Source organism: Saprospiraceae bacterium, from assembly GCA_016713025.1.
Taxonomy (GTDB): Bacteria; Bacteroidota; Bacteroidia; order Chitinophagales; family Saprospiraceae; genus OLB9.
In genome coordinates this window covers 1,889,881-1,909,011 of record JADJPZ010000004.1, presented here as the reverse complement: position 1 = coordinate 1,909,011, position 19,131 = coordinate 1,889,881, and the positions used below count along the sequence as shown (strand labels likewise).

Annotated in this window: 13 protein-coding genes and 1 riboswitch; of the genes, 11 read left to right on the top strand and 2 right to left on the bottom strand. The window is 36.6% G+C overall.

Annotation, left to right across the window (positions count from 1 at the left end):
- Positions 1–825: 825 nt before the first annotated feature.
- The 9 genes from IPK35_14465 to IPK35_14425 all read left to right on the top strand — a co-directional run bounded on the left by IPK35_14465 (position 826) and on the right by IPK35_14425 (position 12,999).
- On the top strand, positions 826–5,628 hold the full coding sequence (locus IPK35_14465; protein ID MBK8054426.1) for a translocation/assembly module TamB domain-containing protein: 4,803 nt from the start codon (positions 826–828) through the stop codon (positions 5,626–5,628).
- Between the two features lie 9 nt (positions 5,629–5,637).
- On the top strand, positions 5,638–6,204 hold the full coding sequence (locus IPK35_14460; protein ID MBK8054425.1) for a hypothetical protein: 567 nt from the start codon (positions 5,638–5,640) through the stop codon (positions 6,202–6,204).
- A gap of 147 nt (positions 6,205–6,351) precedes the next feature.
- Positions 6,352–6,981, top strand: coding sequence for a hypothetical protein (locus tag IPK35_14455; protein ID MBK8054424.1), 630 nt, complete (start codon positions 6,352–6,354; stop codon positions 6,979–6,981).
- 28 nt (positions 6,982–7,009) lie between these two features.
- Positions 7,010–7,555: a GNAT family N-acetyltransferase gene (locus IPK35_14450; GenBank protein ID MBK8054423.1), complete on the top strand. Its 546-nt coding sequence runs from the start codon at positions 7,010–7,012 to the stop codon at positions 7,553–7,555.
- A gap of 189 nt (positions 7,556–7,744) precedes the next feature.
- Entirely contained in the window at positions 7,745–10,357 is a 2,613-nt protein-coding gene (gene alaS, locus IPK35_14445) for an alanine--tRNA ligase (GenBank protein MBK8054422.1), read from the top strand.
- A 12-nt stretch (positions 10,358–10,369) separates the two neighbouring features.
- Positions 10,370–10,714, top strand: a complete 345-nt coding sequence (locus IPK35_14440; protein ID MBK8054421.1) for a hypothetical protein — start codon at positions 10,370–10,372, stop codon at positions 10,712–10,714.
- Positions 10,715–10,727: 13 nt separating this feature from the next.
- Positions 10,728–11,057, top strand: a complete 330-nt coding sequence (locus tag IPK35_14435; GenBank protein ID MBK8054420.1) for a hypothetical protein — start codon at positions 10,728–10,730, stop codon at positions 11,055–11,057.
- Positions 11,058–11,075: 18 nt separating this feature from the next.
- On the top strand, positions 11,076–11,849 hold the full coding sequence (locus IPK35_14430) for an SDR family oxidoreductase (GenBank protein MBK8054419.1): 774 nt from the start codon (positions 11,076–11,078) through the stop codon (positions 11,847–11,849).
- Positions 11,850–12,273: 424 nt separating this feature from the next.
- On the top strand, positions 12,274–12,999 hold the full coding sequence (locus IPK35_14425) for a hypothetical protein (protein ID MBK8054418.1): 726 nt from the start codon (positions 12,274–12,276) through the stop codon (positions 12,997–12,999).
- 306 nt (positions 13,000–13,305) lie between these two features.
- Here IPK35_14425 and IPK35_14420 read toward each other — a convergent pair whose 3' ends face one another.
- Complete coding sequence (locus tag IPK35_14420; GenBank protein MBK8054417.1) at positions 13,306–14,079, bottom strand: hypothetical protein; 774 nt, start codon at positions 14,077–14,079, stop codon at positions 13,306–13,308.
- Positions 14,080–14,338: 259 nt separating this feature from the next.
- Complete coding sequence (locus tag IPK35_14415; protein MBK8054416.1) at positions 14,339–15,592, bottom strand: ABC transporter permease; 1,254 nt, start codon at positions 15,590–15,592, stop codon at positions 14,339–14,341.
- An 879-nt stretch (positions 15,593–16,471) separates the two neighbouring features.
- A riboswitch (TPP riboswitch) is annotated at positions 16,472–16,567 on the top strand.
- A 45-nt stretch (positions 16,568–16,612) separates the two neighbouring features.
- On the opposite strand from IPK35_14415, the gene IPK35_14410 reads away from it, so the two are divergent.
- Positions 16,613–16,906, top strand: a complete 294-nt coding sequence (locus IPK35_14410; GenBank protein MBK8054415.1) for a carboxypeptidase-like regulatory domain-containing protein — start codon at positions 16,613–16,615, stop codon at positions 16,904–16,906.
- A gap of 87 nt (positions 16,907–16,993) precedes the next feature.
- Entirely contained in the window at positions 16,994–19,069 is a 2,076-nt protein-coding gene (locus IPK35_14405; GenBank protein MBK8054414.1) for a TonB-dependent receptor, read from the top strand.
- The last annotated feature ends 62 nt before the right edge of the window (positions 19,070–19,131 follow it).

Sequence of the window (19,131 nt, the reverse complement as noted above, 5' to 3'; positions counted from 1 at the left end):
AAAAGACAAAATTTCTTCAATTCACGGGACTAAATGACCATTAGCCAATATTTTAGGTTGTATTTCATTTTTTCGCCTCACATTAAAAATCATCAATTTTTTTTGCGATTTAGTCAAGATGCCTTAGAGTATGTTTAAATTTTTATGTTTGAGTGAAAGTGATAAAATTTAATTTTTGACAAGGCATATTTTGTAGTCGTAGCCGGAAGCTACGTCGAAAAATATAACGCTGGCTAAAATTAAATTTTCCACTTGGAGCCAAATGATAAAAGTTTAAACATACTCTTAATATATTGCATCGTATCTAAAAGCTGCGACGAACAAACGAAGCTTTAGATACATGATCCTGAAGATAAATTACTCCTGCCTATCAGGGCAGGAGCGTAGCTCTGTCATCTTTGTAGAAAACATTAGCACCTGCAACATAAGGGGCGTAGCCCTTACATCTTATATTTACCACATCTTTTAAGATCACAGGGCTACGCCCCTCCGTAATGGTACTTGGATATTTTTGCTAAAAAGATCACAGGACTACGTCCCTATATTAATCTCGGACATAAAGATTAGATATAAGAGAAGGTTGTATTTCATTTTTTCGCCTCACATTAAAAATCATCAATTTTTTTTGCGATTCCGGCAAGATGCTTTAATATATTGCATCGTAGTTAAAAGCTACAATGAACAAACGAAACTTGATAAGAAATCGAGCACAATGCGAAAAAATGAAATGCACCTATATTTAATAATCTGTTAAAACCATCCAAATTTGGGTTAAATGCCGTATCTTTACCGTCGTTGTAATGATAGACATATACCTTATTAGTTTTGGAAGAAAAGAAAACTCCACAGTTTTGGAATACTGAAAGACCTTCTGTCGTCAAATGGTTCAGGAGAGTATTCTCTGCGATTCTGGTATTGATGCTGGTGATTCTACTTTTACTGCAGTTTTCTCTAGTTCAGACATGGTTGGGTCAAAAAGTAACCGCCTATATTTCTCAAGCTACAAATACCCAAATCAATGCCCAAAGGGTCAAAATCAATCCATTAGATGGTATCATTCTACAGCAAGTGGATATAGTAGATGATCAGAAAGATACTATACTTCATTTGGGAGCGCTCAATATTTCACTGCGAAAAAATCTCTTTTTTCTATTTAAAAATCAATTGGACTTATCTTACATAGGTATCAAAGATGTCAGGATGCACATCCTTACTGAATTAGGTCAAAAGAAAAGCAACTTTAGTCAATTCTTGGAAAGGTTATCATCATCTGATAAAAAGAAAACCGGCAGTAGCCCACTACTTTTGGCTATCAAGGAGATAGATTTAAGCAAAATTGACATACTCATTGATGATAAAAATAAAGGTAAATACCAGCAGATAAAATTAAAATCAGGACACATTGATATCAATTATCTTGATTTGGCATGCAATGAATATGATATTTCATATATTTTGCTGGATAGTCCGCATTTTCAATCTGTTACCTATGACTATGCATGCTACAGCGAAGATATAAACAACTCAGATGAAACTCAAAACACATCTGTATCTACGGATCAAACTCCGTTAGTTTTTTTGCTTAAAGACCTGAGCATTAAAAATGGTTTTTTTGGCATCCAAAACAAACTCGTAAATCAGGATACGGATTTAAAAGATCAGCTCGATTATAAAAACTTCTTTTTCCGGGATTTAAATCTGATTGTTACCAACACGGTTTTGAGAGATGGGCAGTTGACATCCAAAATTGAAGGAATCAATGCTGAAGACAATACAGGGTATCAGATCAGAAATATCAAGAGTGATACGGTCTATGTTACAAATGAGACTATCCAACTCAATGGTCTCACCGTCGATATGGGCAAAACAAAGATCACTGACAGGTTTAGAATGAATTTTGCAGATTTTACAGCCTTTTCAGATTTTTCCAATGAGGTGATCCTTAATGCAGAGCTTAAATCATCTAAGGTCCACCTGAGAGATTTAGCGCATTTTGTAAAAGGGCTGGAAAGTGTACCGGTCATCAAAAAAAATATGGATGAGGTCATTGATATCAGTGGCAGATATTATGGAAAGATCAATAATCTCGGCGGCAGAGACGTGTCCATAAGGCTTGGTGATAAAATGAATCTGAAAGGTACATTCAATACCCGTGAGTTGCTCGACCCTGAGAATACTGTATTGAATATAAAGCTTGACAAATTTGAAACTTCAATGCGAAGACTCAAGATGGTCATACCAAATTTTAATCCGCCGGACAACTTTTATAAACTCGGTTCGATCAACTTTACCGGAAGATTTGATGGCTACCTTGAAGACTTTGTAGCTTATGGTAAATTAAGGTCTGATATTGGTAACGCAGAATTGGATATGAGGCTCGACATTACATCAGGTGAAGAAAAGGCCAACTATTCAGGAACCCTGAATGTCAATAATTTCAATCTCGGAATCTGGGCAGATAACAAAGATATAGGTTTGGTAAGTTTCCGGTCTAAGGTGAATGATGGACGAGGATTGACATTAAATACAGTAAAAGCAGATCTTAATGCTACAGTAAATTCGCTGATCTTTAAAAAATACGATTACAAAGACTTTGTCTTAAACGGAAAAATCAACAAGAATACTTTTAAAGGAGGTTTTAGGATCTCAGATGAAAATGTAGATTTTATTTTCAAAGGGAATGTGGAATATCTTAATAAACGTGCCTTTCTTAATTTTAAATCTGAAGTGTATAAACTTGACTTATTTGCATTAAATCTCTCGAAAAATCCATTGGCATTCAAGGGTAATATGGAGTTGGATGTTTCAGGTACCAATATCAATGATTTCACCGGAAATATTGATTTTTCTGCATTGAATATCATGGCTAATGACACTTTTTATAATTTAGAAAAACTCAAAATAGAGTCAAAAAACACAGTCAACAAAACCAGATTGCTCATGTTGGAAAGCGATCTTGGTAAGATGACCATGGATGGAAAGTATGATCTGCCAAACGTGGTTAAAGCAGCAAAAAAAATCATATTGACTAACTATCCGTTACTTACAAAAGACTGGAAAGTAGTGGCTGAAAATCTTCAGGATCACCAGAAATTTGATTTCAATTTTCAAATAAATGATAGCCGTAACTTTCTATCGCTCGCCGGGCTTAATAACAGCTATTTCAATAATCTCAGTCTCAAAGGTAGGATAGATACATATAAAAGTGAAATATCAATTGCTTCTGAAATCCCCTTGATAAGAATTAACAATGATTCTCTCCAAAATATTCAGCTTCTGGTGTCTTCTGACAAAAAAGAAGGAGACATACTTATACATATTGATTCCACTTATGTGATCGGCAGAAAATTTAATCCTATCGACCTGCAAACCAAGATGAAAGGCGATACGATCAGTTTTGCATTTTCTACGGACAAGATCATCGACACTTTGGAAACATTTGACATCAAAGGTACTTTGGTACCCCATCTGAAAGGATATGATCTTTCATTTACAGACAATCTGATGGTTTTGCTGGGTACCACATGGAAAATTGACCGCAAAAACAATGCAACTTTTGGAAAAGGTTATATCAGCCTGGAAAACATGATTATTTCAGATGGGAGCAGATCTTTTGAATTGAACGATATTAACAATAACAAAGGGCTCACTTTGGACATTTCAAATTTTGATCTGAATATACTCAATGGAATCATAAAGTATGATAAAATGAAATTTGCCGGAATAACCAATGTTTCTGCTCGAATCGAAGATCTTTATGCAGGAGACAAACAACTTTCAGGTTATGTCAATATTCCTCAATTTACGATCAATGGGGATCCTTATGGGTCTGTATATATTGATGCCACAAAACTTAAAAATGTTCCTCTTAAGGCAAATATTTCAATAGGCGACTTTCTGGCCATAAAAGGTACATATGATGAAAAATCGAAAAACCTCGATAGCAAAATAAAATTAAGGCAGGCACCATTGAAACTTCTTGAATATCTGCTGAAAGATGGTATCAAGAATACTTCAGGTCACATCAACGCAGATCTGGTGTTTACGTCGGCAGCAAACCAATTCAACCTGTCTGGTGAAGGTATAGTACAAAAAGGTAAAACAACCTTAAAATATACCGGTGCTTCATATTCATTTGATCAGCAAAAAATCCGAGTAAGCAATAAGTTGATAGATCTCGATGGAGCGAGAATTTCAGACCAAAACGGATCCATCGGTATAATAAGAGGAGGTTTGACGCATGATTTATTTAAAAATATGGGAGTCAATGCTACCATCACAGGAAATAATGTGGTGGCTCTGAATACAACTAAGGCTGACAATCCCGCTTATTATGGATATGGTATTGGCCCTGTTGTTGCGGAATTTAAAGGACCATTTTCGAAAGTAAATATGAAAATCAATGCTACTTCGGGACCGGGAACAAAACTTTTTATTCCTGTAGGTAATACTCAATCTACTATCGATCAGAATTTTATCAGGTTTGTCAAAAAAGGCAATCAATCGGAAGAACTGAAAAAAAATACTTCCATAGAAGGTATCAATATAGAAATGACGCTAACCATCACTCCGGATGCCGAACTTAGTCTTATATTTAATGAAGCAAAAGGTGATATAATACGAGGTACCGGCAGGGGAAATATGAAAATCGACATCACCAGAGAAGGTGATTTTGAAATTTTCGGAAACTACGAAATCGAACAAGGACAATATCTCTTCACAGTGGCATTACTGCCAGTGGCAAAACCATTTGTGGTACAAAGAGGCGGTTCGATCCGATGGACGGGTGATCCAGTAAATGCAACCTTGGATATGACTGCCAACTATCGTGCAAGAACACCGATCGAACAATTTATTAACGAGTATTTGACTTTGGCAAGCGCGGCGGACCTCAATCTTGCCAGGCAAAATACAGAAGTCGACCTTAAACTCAAGCTGGGTGGTACACTTTACAAACCGGAAATAAAATTTGACCTCGCCTTCCCCAATCTTACCGGAGATGTGGCCAATTTTGCTGAATCTAAATTACGTTCTATCCGGAGCAATGAACTTGAGTTGAATGGTCAGGCCATGGGTCTGATAGTATTTAATTCATTTTTACCATCCAATAGAGTTTCAGACGCATTTGGAACTGCAGGAATTCAATCCGCTTCTGTCAATACTTTGAGTGAATTTTTGACATCACAATTGTCGGTGTATATCACAAATATCATCAATTCCAGAATATCTGAAAATGGATTTATTTCTGGTGTTGATTTCGGTATGAATGTACGTAATATTAATTTTGGATTTGTTGATAATGACTTGATACCCGACGAAATAGGATTTCGGAATACCGTTTTTCTTAAAAATGACAGGATTTCTTTGGATTTGGGTGGTAATTATGTTCTTCAAAATCAAGGTAGAGATATCAATCAGATACTTTTGGATTTTGCTGTGGAGTTTCGGTTGACAGAAGACCGGAGACTAAAAATAAGACTATATGGCAAAAATGATTTAGATCCTGTCAATTTTACAGAGTTGAGAGAAAAATATGGTCTTGGTATGGCTTACAGAACAGAATTTGGTGCCATGACCGATCTGGAAAGAGCTGTAAAAAGAATTCAAAAAGATACTATTTTACAATAATTTTTATTCATGAAAATAATCGATCTTAAAAAATATGCCGGAGCTTCTGCTCAAAAGCAAATTGATGACTATTGCGGTGGTAAGGTTGATAGAAATAAATTTTTAGGATTTTTTGATAACCATATCATCGGATTACAATATTGTGACCCTGGCTATAATATTGCAGGTCCTACACATAATGCATCAATTTCATTGTTTAAAAATGGATTGGGAATCTACTTCAGAAATTTAGAAAATAATAGGCTTGTACTACTGACAAATCAGGAAATCAGAAGTATATCGATCGAAAAACGTTCTGATGTCGTCCGGCCTTTTAATTTTTCAATATTTACTATGTTGATGAAATCAGGTATAAGTTATCACAGATCCAAAAATTTTCTCATGCCTAAAGAATACTTAGAAGAAAATGCCGGGATATGTAACATTTCAACAGAAGATCATCATTTCACATTTACAATTAAAAAAATGAATGCAGCAAAGGTGGGAGATATATTCCAACAATCCAATCTGTCAAGTGTTTTACATATCTCTATTGCATCACCAGTCATTATGGGATCAGGATACGCTGTTAAATAAGGATAAAAAGGTGAATATATGGTCATAAAGAATATGAAGATACCTCATGACAATTTATTCTCAAAAATAATCGTATTTTCGTTCAAACACACTCTATACATCCACTAAACATGCACTAAACATACACTTAGTAAATATCAAAATATAATGAATCTAATATTTCTTATAGGTGTTCTTTTTTCAAATTTTACCGGTAATGTGCCTCAATTCAGTAGGATGACGCCTTCATCATTTTTTATAGGTACTGAAGGTTTTGTATATATACAGATGAACGGGTGCAATCCTGAAGACATCAATATAAAAATAAGTGCCGGCTATATCAACAGAAGGAATGACAGTACTTTCACTTTTTTTCCTCAAACTGAAGGCGAAGAACTGAAGCTAAAACTATATTATAAAAAGGTCATTTGTGAGGTGAAAACTGTAACATCAAAAAAACTTCCTGAAATTGTTCCCAGATTTGAGGCTGAGAGACAAGGAGTTATCAAAAAAAATGAACTTGATAAAATCGGAAAGCTCTATCAGACCTATCCAGATGATTTTCCGGAAGATATGAAGTCCGAGATATATTCTTTTCATTTGATTATACTAAACGAATCGGGTATAACGATTTATGGCAGTACCATGCGTGGCAATATCCCGGATGATTCTGCCATGACCATGATAAAAAAACTAAATAAAGGATCGAAAATCATTGTTTCCAATATTCTGGTTCAAAATAGCTATCGTGGAGTAAACCGAAGTCCTGCTCAACTAGAAATTATAGTTTCTGATTAGAATATTTCATAATTTTATCATTTGGCGGATGAACATATTTTTACCATCTGAAATTAATACAGAAAATCTCATATTAAGGCCCTTACAAGTAGAAGATGCGCCTTCATTGTTTGCACTCGATTCTGATAACCGGGTCATGCAATACTTAGGCAATCAAGTACTTACAGATATAGCTCAAGTGTATCAATATCTCGAAAATATCATACTCCAATATGAAGAAAATGGAATAGGCAGATGGACTGTAATAGAGAATAAAAGCGGTAAACTCATCGGATGGTCAGGCATCAAACTGATCAGAGAAGAAACTAATGGGCACGAGGATTTTTATGATTTGGGATATAGATTGCGACCGCAATTTTGGGGGCTTGGGTACGCCACAGAGAGTGCCAAAGCATGGACAAAGATAGCAGATGAGACCTTGAATATCGAATTTTTGTACGCAACAGCCAATGTGGAAAATCAAGGCTCACAGCGTGTATTGAAAAAGTCTGGTTTTGAGATCACATCTTCCTATGATTTTATACTAAGTGGAGTGCCGATTCCCTGTGTTTGGATGGAGCGGAAAAGGAAGTGATCCTTTTTGAGTATTTATATCTCATTTTGAAAAGATATGCTTGTAAACGATTTATTTGGCCTGAATAGGACTATCCCATAATATTGACTTGTACCACAAAATGTTAAGTTTTTAACTTTAACCACTCATTTATTGTGCGTATATTTGCGGCGTTTTTCAAAAGATATATACTTTAATGACAAACCAATGATGACATCCAACGAAATCAGGCAAAAATTTCTTGACTTTTTTGCATCCAAAAACCATAAAATAGTCGCTTCGGCCCCTATTGTGATCAAAAATGACCCAACATTGATGTTTACAAATGCGGGAATGAACCAGTTTAAAGACTTTTTCCTTGGTAATAAAAAGCCGGATATTCCCAGGATAGCCGATACCCAAAAATGCCTGAGGGTCAGCGGAAAACACAATGATCTTGAGGAAGTGGGTGTCGATACTTATCATCATACGATGTTTGAGATGCTGGGCAACTGGAGTATTGGTGACTATTTCAAAGCTGAAGCCATAGCCTGGAGTTGGGAATTACTTACAGAAGTTTATAAACTACCTAAGGATAGATTATATGTTTCAGTATTTGAAGGTGATCCGAAAGAAAACCTTCCACCTTCTCAAATTGCACTCAAGGAGTGGTCCAAATTGGTACCTCAGGATCATATCATCTTTGGCAATAAAAAAGATAATTTCTGGGAAATGGGTGATACAGGTCCTTGTGGGCCATGTAGTGAGATTCATATCGATCTTCGGTCTGATGAAGAGAGAGCGATCACTCCGGGCCATCAACTTGTCAATAATGATCATCCGCAGGTGATCGAAATTTGGAATAACGTATTCATCCAATACAATAGAAAAGCAGATGGCACACTCGAACCGCTTCCTGCTATGCATGTAGACACAGGCATGGGTTTCGAGCGTCTGGTGCGCGCCATTCAGAATAAATCGAGCAATTATGATACTGACGTGTTTACGGGTACCATAGCAGAAGTGGAAAAAATCACTTGCAAATCCTACCACTTTAGTGATACTAAGCAGGATGTAGCTTTCAGAGTGCTCGCAGACCATATCAGAGCGATATCATTTACTATAGCAGATGGTCAGCTACCATCCAATAATGGTGCTGGTTATGTCATCCGCAGGATACTGAGACGCGCTGTCAGATATTATTATACTTATCTGGATTACAGACAGCCGCTATTGCATCAGTTGATAGACGTGCTATCCCGACAGTTTGAAAATGTGTTTCCTGAGCTTTATCTGCAGAAGTCTTTTGTTGAAAAAGTCATCAGAGAAGAAGAACGATCATTTCTCAAGACCCTGGAAGGAGGTCTGAAGAGAATAGATGATCTGAAGGTCACTGATAATGTAGTGGATGGAAGAGATGTTTTTGAGCTCTATGACACTTATGGCTTCCCTGTAGACCTGACAAGGCTGATAGCGGACGAAAAAGGCTGGAAGGTAGATGAAGCGGGATTTAGCCTGGCACTCAATGAGCAAAAAGAACGTTCACGGGCTGATGCCAAAAGAGAAACAGGAGATTGGGTCATCATCAATAAAGATGGGCAATCCGAATTTTTGGGTTATGACAATCTGGTAGTCAATGATAGCCGGGCAATCAACTACAGGGTATTGAAGCAAAAAGATCTCGAGCTATATCAGATAGTGTTGGACAAAACTCCTTTCTACCCTGAAGGAGGAGGACAAGTAGGGGATACCGGATTTTTGATGTTTGACGGTGAAGTAGTTATGGTACTGGATACCAAAAAGGAAAATGACCTGATCATACACATTATCGACAGAATTCCTGATAATATTGCAAGTCCAATTTACGCAGAAATAGATGCAATTAAACGTACTTTAACTGAAAATAATCACTCAGCGACGCACCTGCTTCATGCTGCTTTGAGACAAGTTCTGGGTACTCATGTGCATCAAAAAGGTTCATTGGTCAAAGATGATTATTTAAGATTTGATGTTTCTCATTTCCAGAAAATCACTGATTATGAGCTCGCACAGGTCGAAAAAATAGTCAACCAGAAGATCCGTCAGAATATTGCCCTTGAAGAAGCGAGATCTATCCCATTGGAAGCTGCGAAGGAGGCAGGAGCCATGATGCTTTTTGGAGAAAAATATGGTGACACAGTGCGTATGATCACTTTTGATCCGTCTTATTCAAGGGAACTTTGTGGTGGATGCCATGTAAGGGCTACAGGTCAGCTTGGATTTTTTAAGATCACTTCAGAAGCAGGTATTGCAGCCGGAGTCAGAAGGATAGAAGCAGTCACTGCCGATAAAGCCGAAGAATATATCAATAAACAGGTGAAAGAATTGACTGCCGTAAAGTCATTTTTCAAAAATAATGTCAATACGGTCAAAAACATTTCAGATCTCTATGATGAAAACAAAAACCTGCTGCGCGAGATCGAAAAGCTAAGAGTGATCCAGGCAGCATCACTAAAGGATACACTGATCTCAGCTGCAAAGGATCAAGGTGGCATCAAAGTTTTGGCCGCAAAACTCAAAGACATTGACAGTAAATCAGCAAAAACTTTGGCACATAACCTACAGCAGGCGTTGGGCGAATCTGTGATCTTGTTTGGCCTGGAAGATCAAGACAAAGCAACCATCATGCTCACCATTTCTGAGACATTGACCAAATCCAAATCCTGGCATGCCGGCAACATAGTCAAGTCTTTAGCCACAGAAATCAATGGCGGTGGTGGTGGTCAAGCATTCTTTGCAACCGCCGGTGGTACTGATGTCGATGGTTTGGACAAGGCATTGAACAGATTGAATGAATTTATTTGATAAACGTAAGTAATGGAAAAGTATTCTTATCTGATAGTACTCTTTTTATTTTGGCATGGATGTACCATTCCAGGAAAATCAGGTCATGATGGTCTTTCTGCTGGTGATTGTATGCCGGAAAGAAAAAATATGACACTCATATCCGACATCAAAGGCAAAATTGAGTCTGTTGCAGATCAGTTAGTCCTTGTCGCAGATGGTGGTGATTCCAGATATTTTGTTTGCAATTTGCCGGATACTTATAAAAAGAGAAGGATCGAAGTCATATTTTCAGTCCAGACCAAAGAGATTTTGCCTTATGAGAGACTGATAGGCACACCCGGATATCTTACAGAAATTCAGGAAATCAATAAGTAAAAAATAGACGAATATGGTGGTCGATGAAAGATGGAGTTACAATGAGTTTTTGGCTTTTTTACTTATCTATATTGCAAATGTTGATATAGAATTTACCGAGGATGAAAAAGCATTGATCAGAAACTGTACCGGTGAAGCGACTTTTGATAAAATGTTGATTGAATTTGAAAATATGAGCGACTACAAAGCTTATGAAACTATATTAAGTTACAAAAGTGTGTACTTTCCAACACCAACTGAAAAACAAAGCATCATGGAGAAAATGCTGGAGGTTTGTAATGTAGATGACGCTTTAAATGTCATGGAAAAAGAAATTATCCACTTTATGGATAGAATGATGTAACCTATAAGAGCAAACAATATGGAACTAGGTTTAAAAAACGCACTATTTGTAGTCACAGGGTCTTCAAGCGGATTTGGAAGAGCCATTGCAAAACTTCTTATTTCTGAAGGCGCTCATGTGATCATCAATGCACGTGGTGAAGAAAAGCTGGAAGAACTCCATCAACTATATCCAAACCAAACTCAGATTCTTGCAGGAGATATTACTACAGATGCTGTTATTGCGGATTTGGTCAGGATGATTCATGGTAAAAAACTTCATGGGATAGTAGTCAACGCTGGTGGTCCGCCAGCAAAAGCATTTATCAATACTGAAATCACTGACTGGGATAATGCATATGAAAAACTCCTCAGATGGAAAGTGAAACTTACTCAGGAGCTATTGGAAAAATTTAAAGAACAGCATTATGGTCGTATCCTGTACATCGAAAGTGCCGCCGTCAAGCAACCAATAGAAAATCTGATATTGAGCAATTCTCTGAGGATGGCAGTGGTTGGATTCGTCAAAACGCTTTCTCAGGAAGTGGCACATCAAGGTATCACGCTCAATATTCTTGCACCGGGCTATCATGCCACTCCTGCCATGGAGCGCCTGTTTGCCAATAAATCCATGCTGCTGGGTATCTCTCCGGAGGATGCAAGAAAAGAATTTGAAAAGGAGACTAAAGTCGGCTTTTTGGGCGATCCTGAAAATTTTGCGAGCCTCGCTGTTTGGCTTTTGTCACCCCACTCAAGGTTTATCACCGGGCAAACTATCAGTGTGGACGGAGGTCTGATCAAAGGAAGTATGTGATGGTGATGTCACTTATATGTTGATCAATCAGAGGATAAAAGTGAAAAAAAATTAAAAGAGCCACAGATGGGCTTTTATGACTACAAAATATTTATAGTATCTCTGAATTAATAGGGTCTTGAATTTCAGTATTCAATTGTCTTTGTGGTATACATCATATATTTATAAACCCAAATAAAAATATTTTCTGTCCACTATAGCCATCTCTAAATCGGTCTTTTTTACCTACTTTTGTGTGGGGATGTCGGTAAGTATTAGAGAGTATACCAAATGGGCAAACTAATCAAATAGTCGAAAATAATTTCAAAATTTAAAATAAACTAAACAGAAAATTGAATGAGAAAATTTAATATTATAATTATTTAATTTATAATACATTATGGTTTAAATTTTTTCAGAATATTTTCTTTTTACTATGATTACCATGAAAGCAATACTAATATCAGCTTTGATAGCCATCTCAATCACATCTTTTGGTCAAGATATGAAGAAGTATCTTTCTGAAACCAAAGAGATGGTAATGCAGAAAAAATATAAGGAAGCTCTTGAACGTTATGTTTGGTTTCATAATCATGCTATTGAATATGACAAAGCAATGTCTGGTGTTCGTTTGTCTTTTGCTTTAAAATACTGGAAAGATCTTGCAGATGTTTATCCACCTGCAATGACAGCATTAATTGAGATTCGCGATATCAAGACAAAAACAATTTTGGATAGTAATGCATCAATAAAACTATTTGCAGATGTAGTGGGACTGAATAGGACATTGGGAGAAGAAAATAAAACCATTGAGCTTTTTGAAAGTATAAGACAACAGCATCCTGACAAAGCACTGCAATGTTGGTTCTTTGCAAGGGATGTATTGTTTAATGCAAAGAGATATGATATATTAAAAAATTATATTGGAAACCCGATAAATGAATTTGCAGTTCTAAAAAGTCAATACGACTTAATGAACTCATTACATAAGAGTCGAAATATGGAAAGCCCTGAATTAAAACTACATTCTGACAACAATTTTGCGATAAAGTGCTTAGAATTAATTGAATTTTCCATTGCTGTAAATGACTTGAAATCTGCTAAGGAAATCAGGGAACAAGCATTGACAATCGTTTCAGACCTTCGTCTTAAAGAATATAGAATTGAATAATCCACTTTCTTGTTATTCAGAAAATGAATAGAATTGGGTGTATCTCAAAAATGTACTTTAGTATATAATTTTTAAGTTTCAAATTTGTTGGATTATCCTAATAGTTAGAAGTTTAAGGGTGGGACCTCCCTTTTAGGATTGAGCTCGCCTATCCACGTGTGTAAAAATGGGATGCACCCATAGATTTTTAGGTATTATGTAATCTGCTATGTTATCAAATCGCTCATCAAACAGAAATGAATCTGGCCTGGAAGAAGTTTAAATCTTATAGGTTTTCAAAACCTATAAGGTTTGATTAAAAAATACCTATTCTGGAAATGCTTCAATTCCAGCATGTTTGTCTTCACTTGTATGCATGTACCATGTGGCTGCTACAGAACAAATAACAGAAACAAAGAGTGAGCCTATGACAGGAAGCAATAAAAGGATTTTTGCCACAAATCCTACGATGAGAGCTGCACCGGAATGCTTTTTTACGATGGTGAAGCTATCTTTTACCGTCAATCCAAATGTAAAATTGTAATTGTCAATAAACAAGTAACCTACAAAAAAGCACCCAACAATAAATTTCATGACATCTTCCAGCCATGAAGGCCCGAATATACCTATGATTATCGCAATGACAACTCCTATCCCCAGTTCAATCACCCAGTTTCTCACTGAAACAACAATTACTCTTATTTGTGAGCTGAACAACTCGTGGGCTGTCATGCTGATCCTGACTCCTGATAGATATTCTATGGTACGGTTTGAAAAGTAGACAACAAGCATTTGAATGAGGATCAGGACCAGATATTTATTGGTGCCATCAAAAAGTGAACTCCAGCTTACGGCATTGTGCATGGATGCGAGTGCCTGACCGGAAGAGTCGGCTGCTCCTGCATATGATATTTTGGATTTGACCAATTCAAAGACTGAATAGGGGATAATGATAGCCGCAAGAAGTGAAACCATAATGACAAGCCTTTGCCGGAAAAAGCCGTCCCACAGTCGGGCATATACAATAAACGATGTTGTCTTCAACAGAACACCGGTCATTTTCACAGCTTGATTTTTTACGTCTATCAGATCTACTCCCATATTTTTTTATATATAACTTACTATATGTGTTTAACAGAAGCCCGTATACATTTTGACTGATGTTTAATTTAAAAACCTGAGCAACTACCAAACTTATGCTCAAAAAGTCGAAAAACCTGTATCAATTTTCCTATTTTTATACAATGTCGTTTAGATAAGAAATTTTTCTTTGTTTTTACTCTATCTAAATCTTTCCCTTACAAGGGAAAGACTTCATAAAGATACCTTAACTAAAGGACATTGTATTTTTATATACAACCTATGCTCTGATGGCTTCAACCGGGTCCATCCCTGATGCCTGCAAAGCAGGTAAAATACCCGATATGATACCCACTATGATGGATGCACCCACGCCCATGATCATATTTGTCATAGACATACTCATACTAAATGGTATCACCATAGATATGACTTTCAAAGTGATTGCGACAAGGCAAAGCCCAATGATACCACCTATGACACAAAGTATGATGGCTTCGATCAAAAATTCCATCAATATGATATACCTTTTAGCGCCCAATGCTTTTTTGATTCCAATGATACTGGTTCGCTCTTTTACAGAAACAAACATAATATTTGCGACACTAAACATACCCACTACCAATGCAAATAGACCTATGATAAATCCTGCTATATTGATGACACCAAAGATACTATCCAATACCTGAGATAGCATGGAGAGTTCATTCAGAGCAAAGTTATCTTTTTCAAGCGGCCTCAATCGACGTACTGCCCTTATAATGCTGGCCATTTCTCCTTTAAAATCATCCATAGATACTCCTGGTTTAGCTTTGATATTAAGCATACGTCCTACAGTAGATTCGTCTCTTACGCTGACATATTTTTTGGCTGTTTTAAATCCTATCCAGATGACTTCGTCAAAATTAAGAAAATTGAATACATTGTCGCCTTCAGATTCTAAGTAGCCTATGACCTGAAAATCCTGACCAAAAATTTTAACTTCTTTTCCGATACCATTGATACTTTTAAACAGCTCGTTGTAGACTTTATTCCCCAGAATCACTTTGTTGGCTCCGGTTTCATATTCATTGGCTGATAAGAATCTGCCTTCCTGAAGTTTAAGGTTTTGAATACTGGCGTACTCATGGGAAGACCCCATGATAAAAGCATTGGATACAGAACTTGATTGGAATTTTATAGTTCTCCCACCTGTAAAGACAGTGTAGGCCACATTTTCGGCAAACTTAGATCTTCTTTTTATAGCTTCATAATCTTCAAATGAAGGCTCTGGTCTTTTTGCATATTTCCAGTAGTTATCTCCGGGGTCTTCGTTCCATGGCATTTTATCCAGATATATTACGTCACTACCTAATTCATTGAATCCATCTACAATGTTTTTTTGTAATGAATCTACGGCAGACTTCACCGTGATGATACAAAAGATACCTATGGTTATGCCTAAGAGAGATAAAAAGGTTCTCAGTTTATTACCCCTCAGAGATCCTGTGGCCTGAAGCAAACTTTCCCAAAATATTTTTGTAAAAATCTTCATTATATTTTTTAAAACTATAAACAGCAATATTTACTTATAAGAGTTTGTTTAAACTTTTATCATTTGGCTCCAAGTGGCAAATTTAATTTTGTCCAGAGTTATATTTTTCGCCGTACCGTGTCAAGCTATGCTTGAGCTTTCGGGACGCTTCTGTCCCGATCAAGACATTTTTCTAAAAATCGTCTTGACCGGCTACGACTGCAAAATATGCCTTGGCCAAAAATAAATTTTCTCACTTTCGCTCAAACATAAAAATTTAAACATACTCTAACATGATATGTGGTGTAAAGATAAGTCGTCCAACTGATGAAATAGAATTTTTTATATCAGCAATAGATGAAACCACAAAAATATTCGTCTAATTGATTCAGAAACTATAAATAAGTGTTGATAGTATTGCTGATACGGTCAGATTATGTGCTGTAAGACACTAAGAAATGAACCACTCTGGGTTGTCAATCTGGTCTGACCACATGCCTTGGAAGGTGAAGGTTGACACGACAATAAACATTTTTGAGCAGTAATTTAAACCTAAATATCTAAAATGAGTTCCGTAATGAAGATCAAAAGTATAATAAAATAAGCATTTTTGACGACAAATCATACTGTGTGCAGCTATGCTGTAGTCATCGCTACAGCATAGCGGCACACGGTATGGTGCATGACTGAACGGTGCAACAGCAAAATTGAGTGGGAGCTCAATTTAGTGAAGGAACCGTCAGCACACCTGACGGGATGGTCATGTTGTTTCATAGGTCAGAATACAGTAATTTTGGTCTGGAATAGGAAATTCATTTTAGATTTTTAAGTAAAATACACTTATAGCTTTATATTTTAAGTTTTTGTTCGCTACATTATTCTTAAAATCATGTATCTTTGCGTTTCCTATTGGGGTGCTTGACTTTCGTTGGGCTGAGATCATACCCATTGAACCTGTTCAGGTAATGCTGAAAAGGGAAAATTTCCCCGCTTCAAAAAGCATCTCATTAGGAAATTTTTCATTTATCAAATCTAAAATTAATGAGGGGATTGTTTGTATTCATCGTCATTTGGGCTATCTGGAGTCAGGGTTTTACGCAACATTCTCTGGAGGGGGTGATTAAAAATGAAAAAGGAGAAAAATTGTCATTTGCTTCTGTATTTCTTTTAGAGACCAACTTTGCCACAGCTACCGATGATAGAGGCTATTATAGAATAAACAATATTCCCTCAGGTGACTATGAATGTAAGATATCATTTATAGGTTATACACCATTGATCTATAAAGTTTCTATCTTTGAAAATGTAGCACTGAACGTGACACTAATTGGATAAATATATAATCTTGATCAGATAGAAATTCAAGCTAACAGAACTGATGAATCAGGTCCGTTTGCCAAAACAAATCTTGGAAAAGCATACTTGGCTAAAGAAAACCTCGGGCAAGACGTTCCTTTTTTACTTCAATGGATTCCATCTGTGGTGGTGACGTCTGATGCAGGGACAGGCATCGGATACACAAGCATGCGTCTGAGAGGATCAGATCAAACCAGAATCAATGTGACCATCAACGGAGTACCTCTCAATGATGCAGAATCACAAAATGTATTTTGGGTTGATTTACCTGACCTTATGGGTTCGGTCAAAAACATACAGATACAAAGAGGTGTTGGCACATCCTCCAATGGAACCGGAGCTTTCGGTGGAACAGTAAGTATTTCCACCCATGACCATAGAGTCAACCCATATCTCGATATTTCTGCAGGGCTTGGTTCTTTCCATACTAAAAAATTGCAGATGAGTGCCGGTACAGGATTGCTCAATGGCAAATATTTTGCAGAAGGCAGACTCAGTTATATTAATTCAGAAGGATACATTGACAGGGCTTCTGCTGACCTTAGTTCATTGTATTTTTCAGCCGGAAAAGTCACTAACAAATCGTCCTTACGATGGAATGTAATGAGCGGAAAAGAAGTTACTTATCAGGCATGGTACGGCACTCCTGAAGCCAAATTGTTTGGAACAGTTGAATCTTTGACTAATCACTATATAACCAATGCTGGATCTGTTTATAAAACCACCTTAGACTCGCTGAATCTATTCAATGCTGACAGACGATACAATTACTACACATATCCTGATCAGGTGGACAATTATCGGCAAACCCATAATCAACTTATATGGTCAAGGGCTCTTTCTAATGCTTTGAAACTGAAAACCACACTTTTTTATACCAAAGGCAAGGGATTTTTCGAAGAATTCAAATCACAGGACAAATTTGAAAATTATGGACTTAAGCCTCTGCAGCTTGATGGTATGGAAATCACAAAATCAGATATAGTCAGACGAAGGTGGTTGGATAATGATTTTTATGGTTTGAATGCGGATGTGGAGTATTTTTATTCTGCTAAGTGGATGTTAAATTCAGGTATCAACCTATCAAACTACAATGGACTCCATTATGGAAATGTGGTCCATACATCCACAACACACCCTGACCATCAAAAAACAAATCACTATTATGATAATCAAGGTCAAAAGTCCGATATAACTTCCTATTTTAAATTGATTTTTTCTCCAGATTTAAAGTTTCAGATACATGCTGATGTACAATGGAGAAATATAAACTATAGAATTTCAGGTATTGATAATGATTTAAGAAAAATAGATGCGATGTATTCTGATGTCTTTATCAATCCAAAACTAGGTCTGAGTTATCAACTCAATCCTAAAAGTATGCTCTACACTTCATATGCTTATGGTCAAAGAGAACCATCCCGCAGTGATTTTGTTGATCAGATTTTTCTTGTACTTCCAAAACCGGAAAAACTGCATAATTTGGAGTCAGGGTTCAGGTCAAAATCATCAAAGCTGGAGATGGAGTACAATATCTATTATATGCGATATAATAATCAGCTCGTACTGACTGGTGAAATCAATGATGTTGGAGCACCTATCCGCATAAATGTACCCGACAGTTATCGTCTGGGGTGGGAGAGTAGTATTACGTATGCACTGTCAAAAAAGATGGCTATGCACACAAATTTTACTTTAAGTAGAAACAAGATTGGGTCTTTTGACGAAGTCATACCCGACTACACCATTGATTTTGAAAGAAAAGTCATACATCACGGACAAACTGATATATCGTTTTCACCATCATTCACCGGAGCTTTTCAGATCTTGTACAAGACGGATTGGGGCCTTGAAGCAGAGTTTTCGTCAAAATTTGTAAGTGCCCAGTATTTGGACAATACTTCCAACCAGGGAAGACAAATTCCTGCTTACCATTTTCAGAATGTAAGAATCGCCAAAGAATTTCACTCTAAGTTATGGCATAGGTGTACTGCCACTATTATGATCAATAATATCTTAAATAATCAATTTGTGTCCAATGGGTACACATATTCATACATTTATGAAAAGCTGGTCACTGAAAATTTTTATTTTCCGCAAGCTGGTGTCCATTTTTTATCCGGAATCCAGTTTGGGTTTTGATTGCAAATATGTTTAATGCAAAATTATTCTATCATTTAAAAACACTAATTAAAACAAAATAA

Bases quoted from the DNA above. Each gene is read 5' to 3' on its own strand.
- alaS (MBK8054422.1), top strand. From the start codon at position 7,745: ATGACATCCAACGAAATCAGGCAAAAATTTCTTGACTTTTTTGCATCC.
- IPK35_14430 (MBK8054419.1), top strand. From the start codon at position 11,076: ATGGAACTAGGTTTAAAAAACGCACTATTTGTAGTCACAGGGTCTTCA.
- IPK35_14440 (MBK8054421.1), top strand. From the start codon at position 10,370: ATGGAAAAGTATTCTTATCTGATAGTACTCTTTTTATTTTGGCATGGA.
- IPK35_14410 (MBK8054415.1), top strand. From the start codon at position 16,613: ATGAGGGGATTGTTTGTATTCATCGTCATTTGGGCTATCTGGAGTCAG.
- IPK35_14435 (MBK8054420.1), top strand. From the start codon at position 10,728: ATGGTGGTCGATGAAAGATGGAGTTACAATGAGTTTTTGGCTTTTTTA.
- IPK35_14450 (MBK8054423.1), top strand. From the start codon at position 7,010: ATGAACATATTTTTACCATCTGAAATTAATACAGAAAATCTCATATTA.
- IPK35_14460 (MBK8054425.1), top strand. From the start codon at position 5,638: ATGAAAATAATCGATCTTAAAAAATATGCCGGAGCTTCTGCTCAAAAG.
- IPK35_14425 (MBK8054418.1), top strand. From the start codon at position 12,274: ATGAAAGCAATACTAATATCAGCTTTGATAGCCATCTCAATCACATCT.
- IPK35_14415 (MBK8054416.1), bottom strand. From the start codon at position 15,592: ATGAAGATTTTTACAAAAATATTTTGGGAAAGTTTGCTTCAGGCCACA.
- IPK35_14455 (MBK8054424.1), top strand. From the start codon at position 6,352: ATGAATCTAATATTTCTTATAGGTGTTCTTTTTTCAAATTTTACCGGT.
- IPK35_14420 (MBK8054417.1), bottom strand. From the start codon at position 14,079: ATGGGAGTAGATCTGATAGACGTAAAAAATCAAGCTGTGAAAATGACC.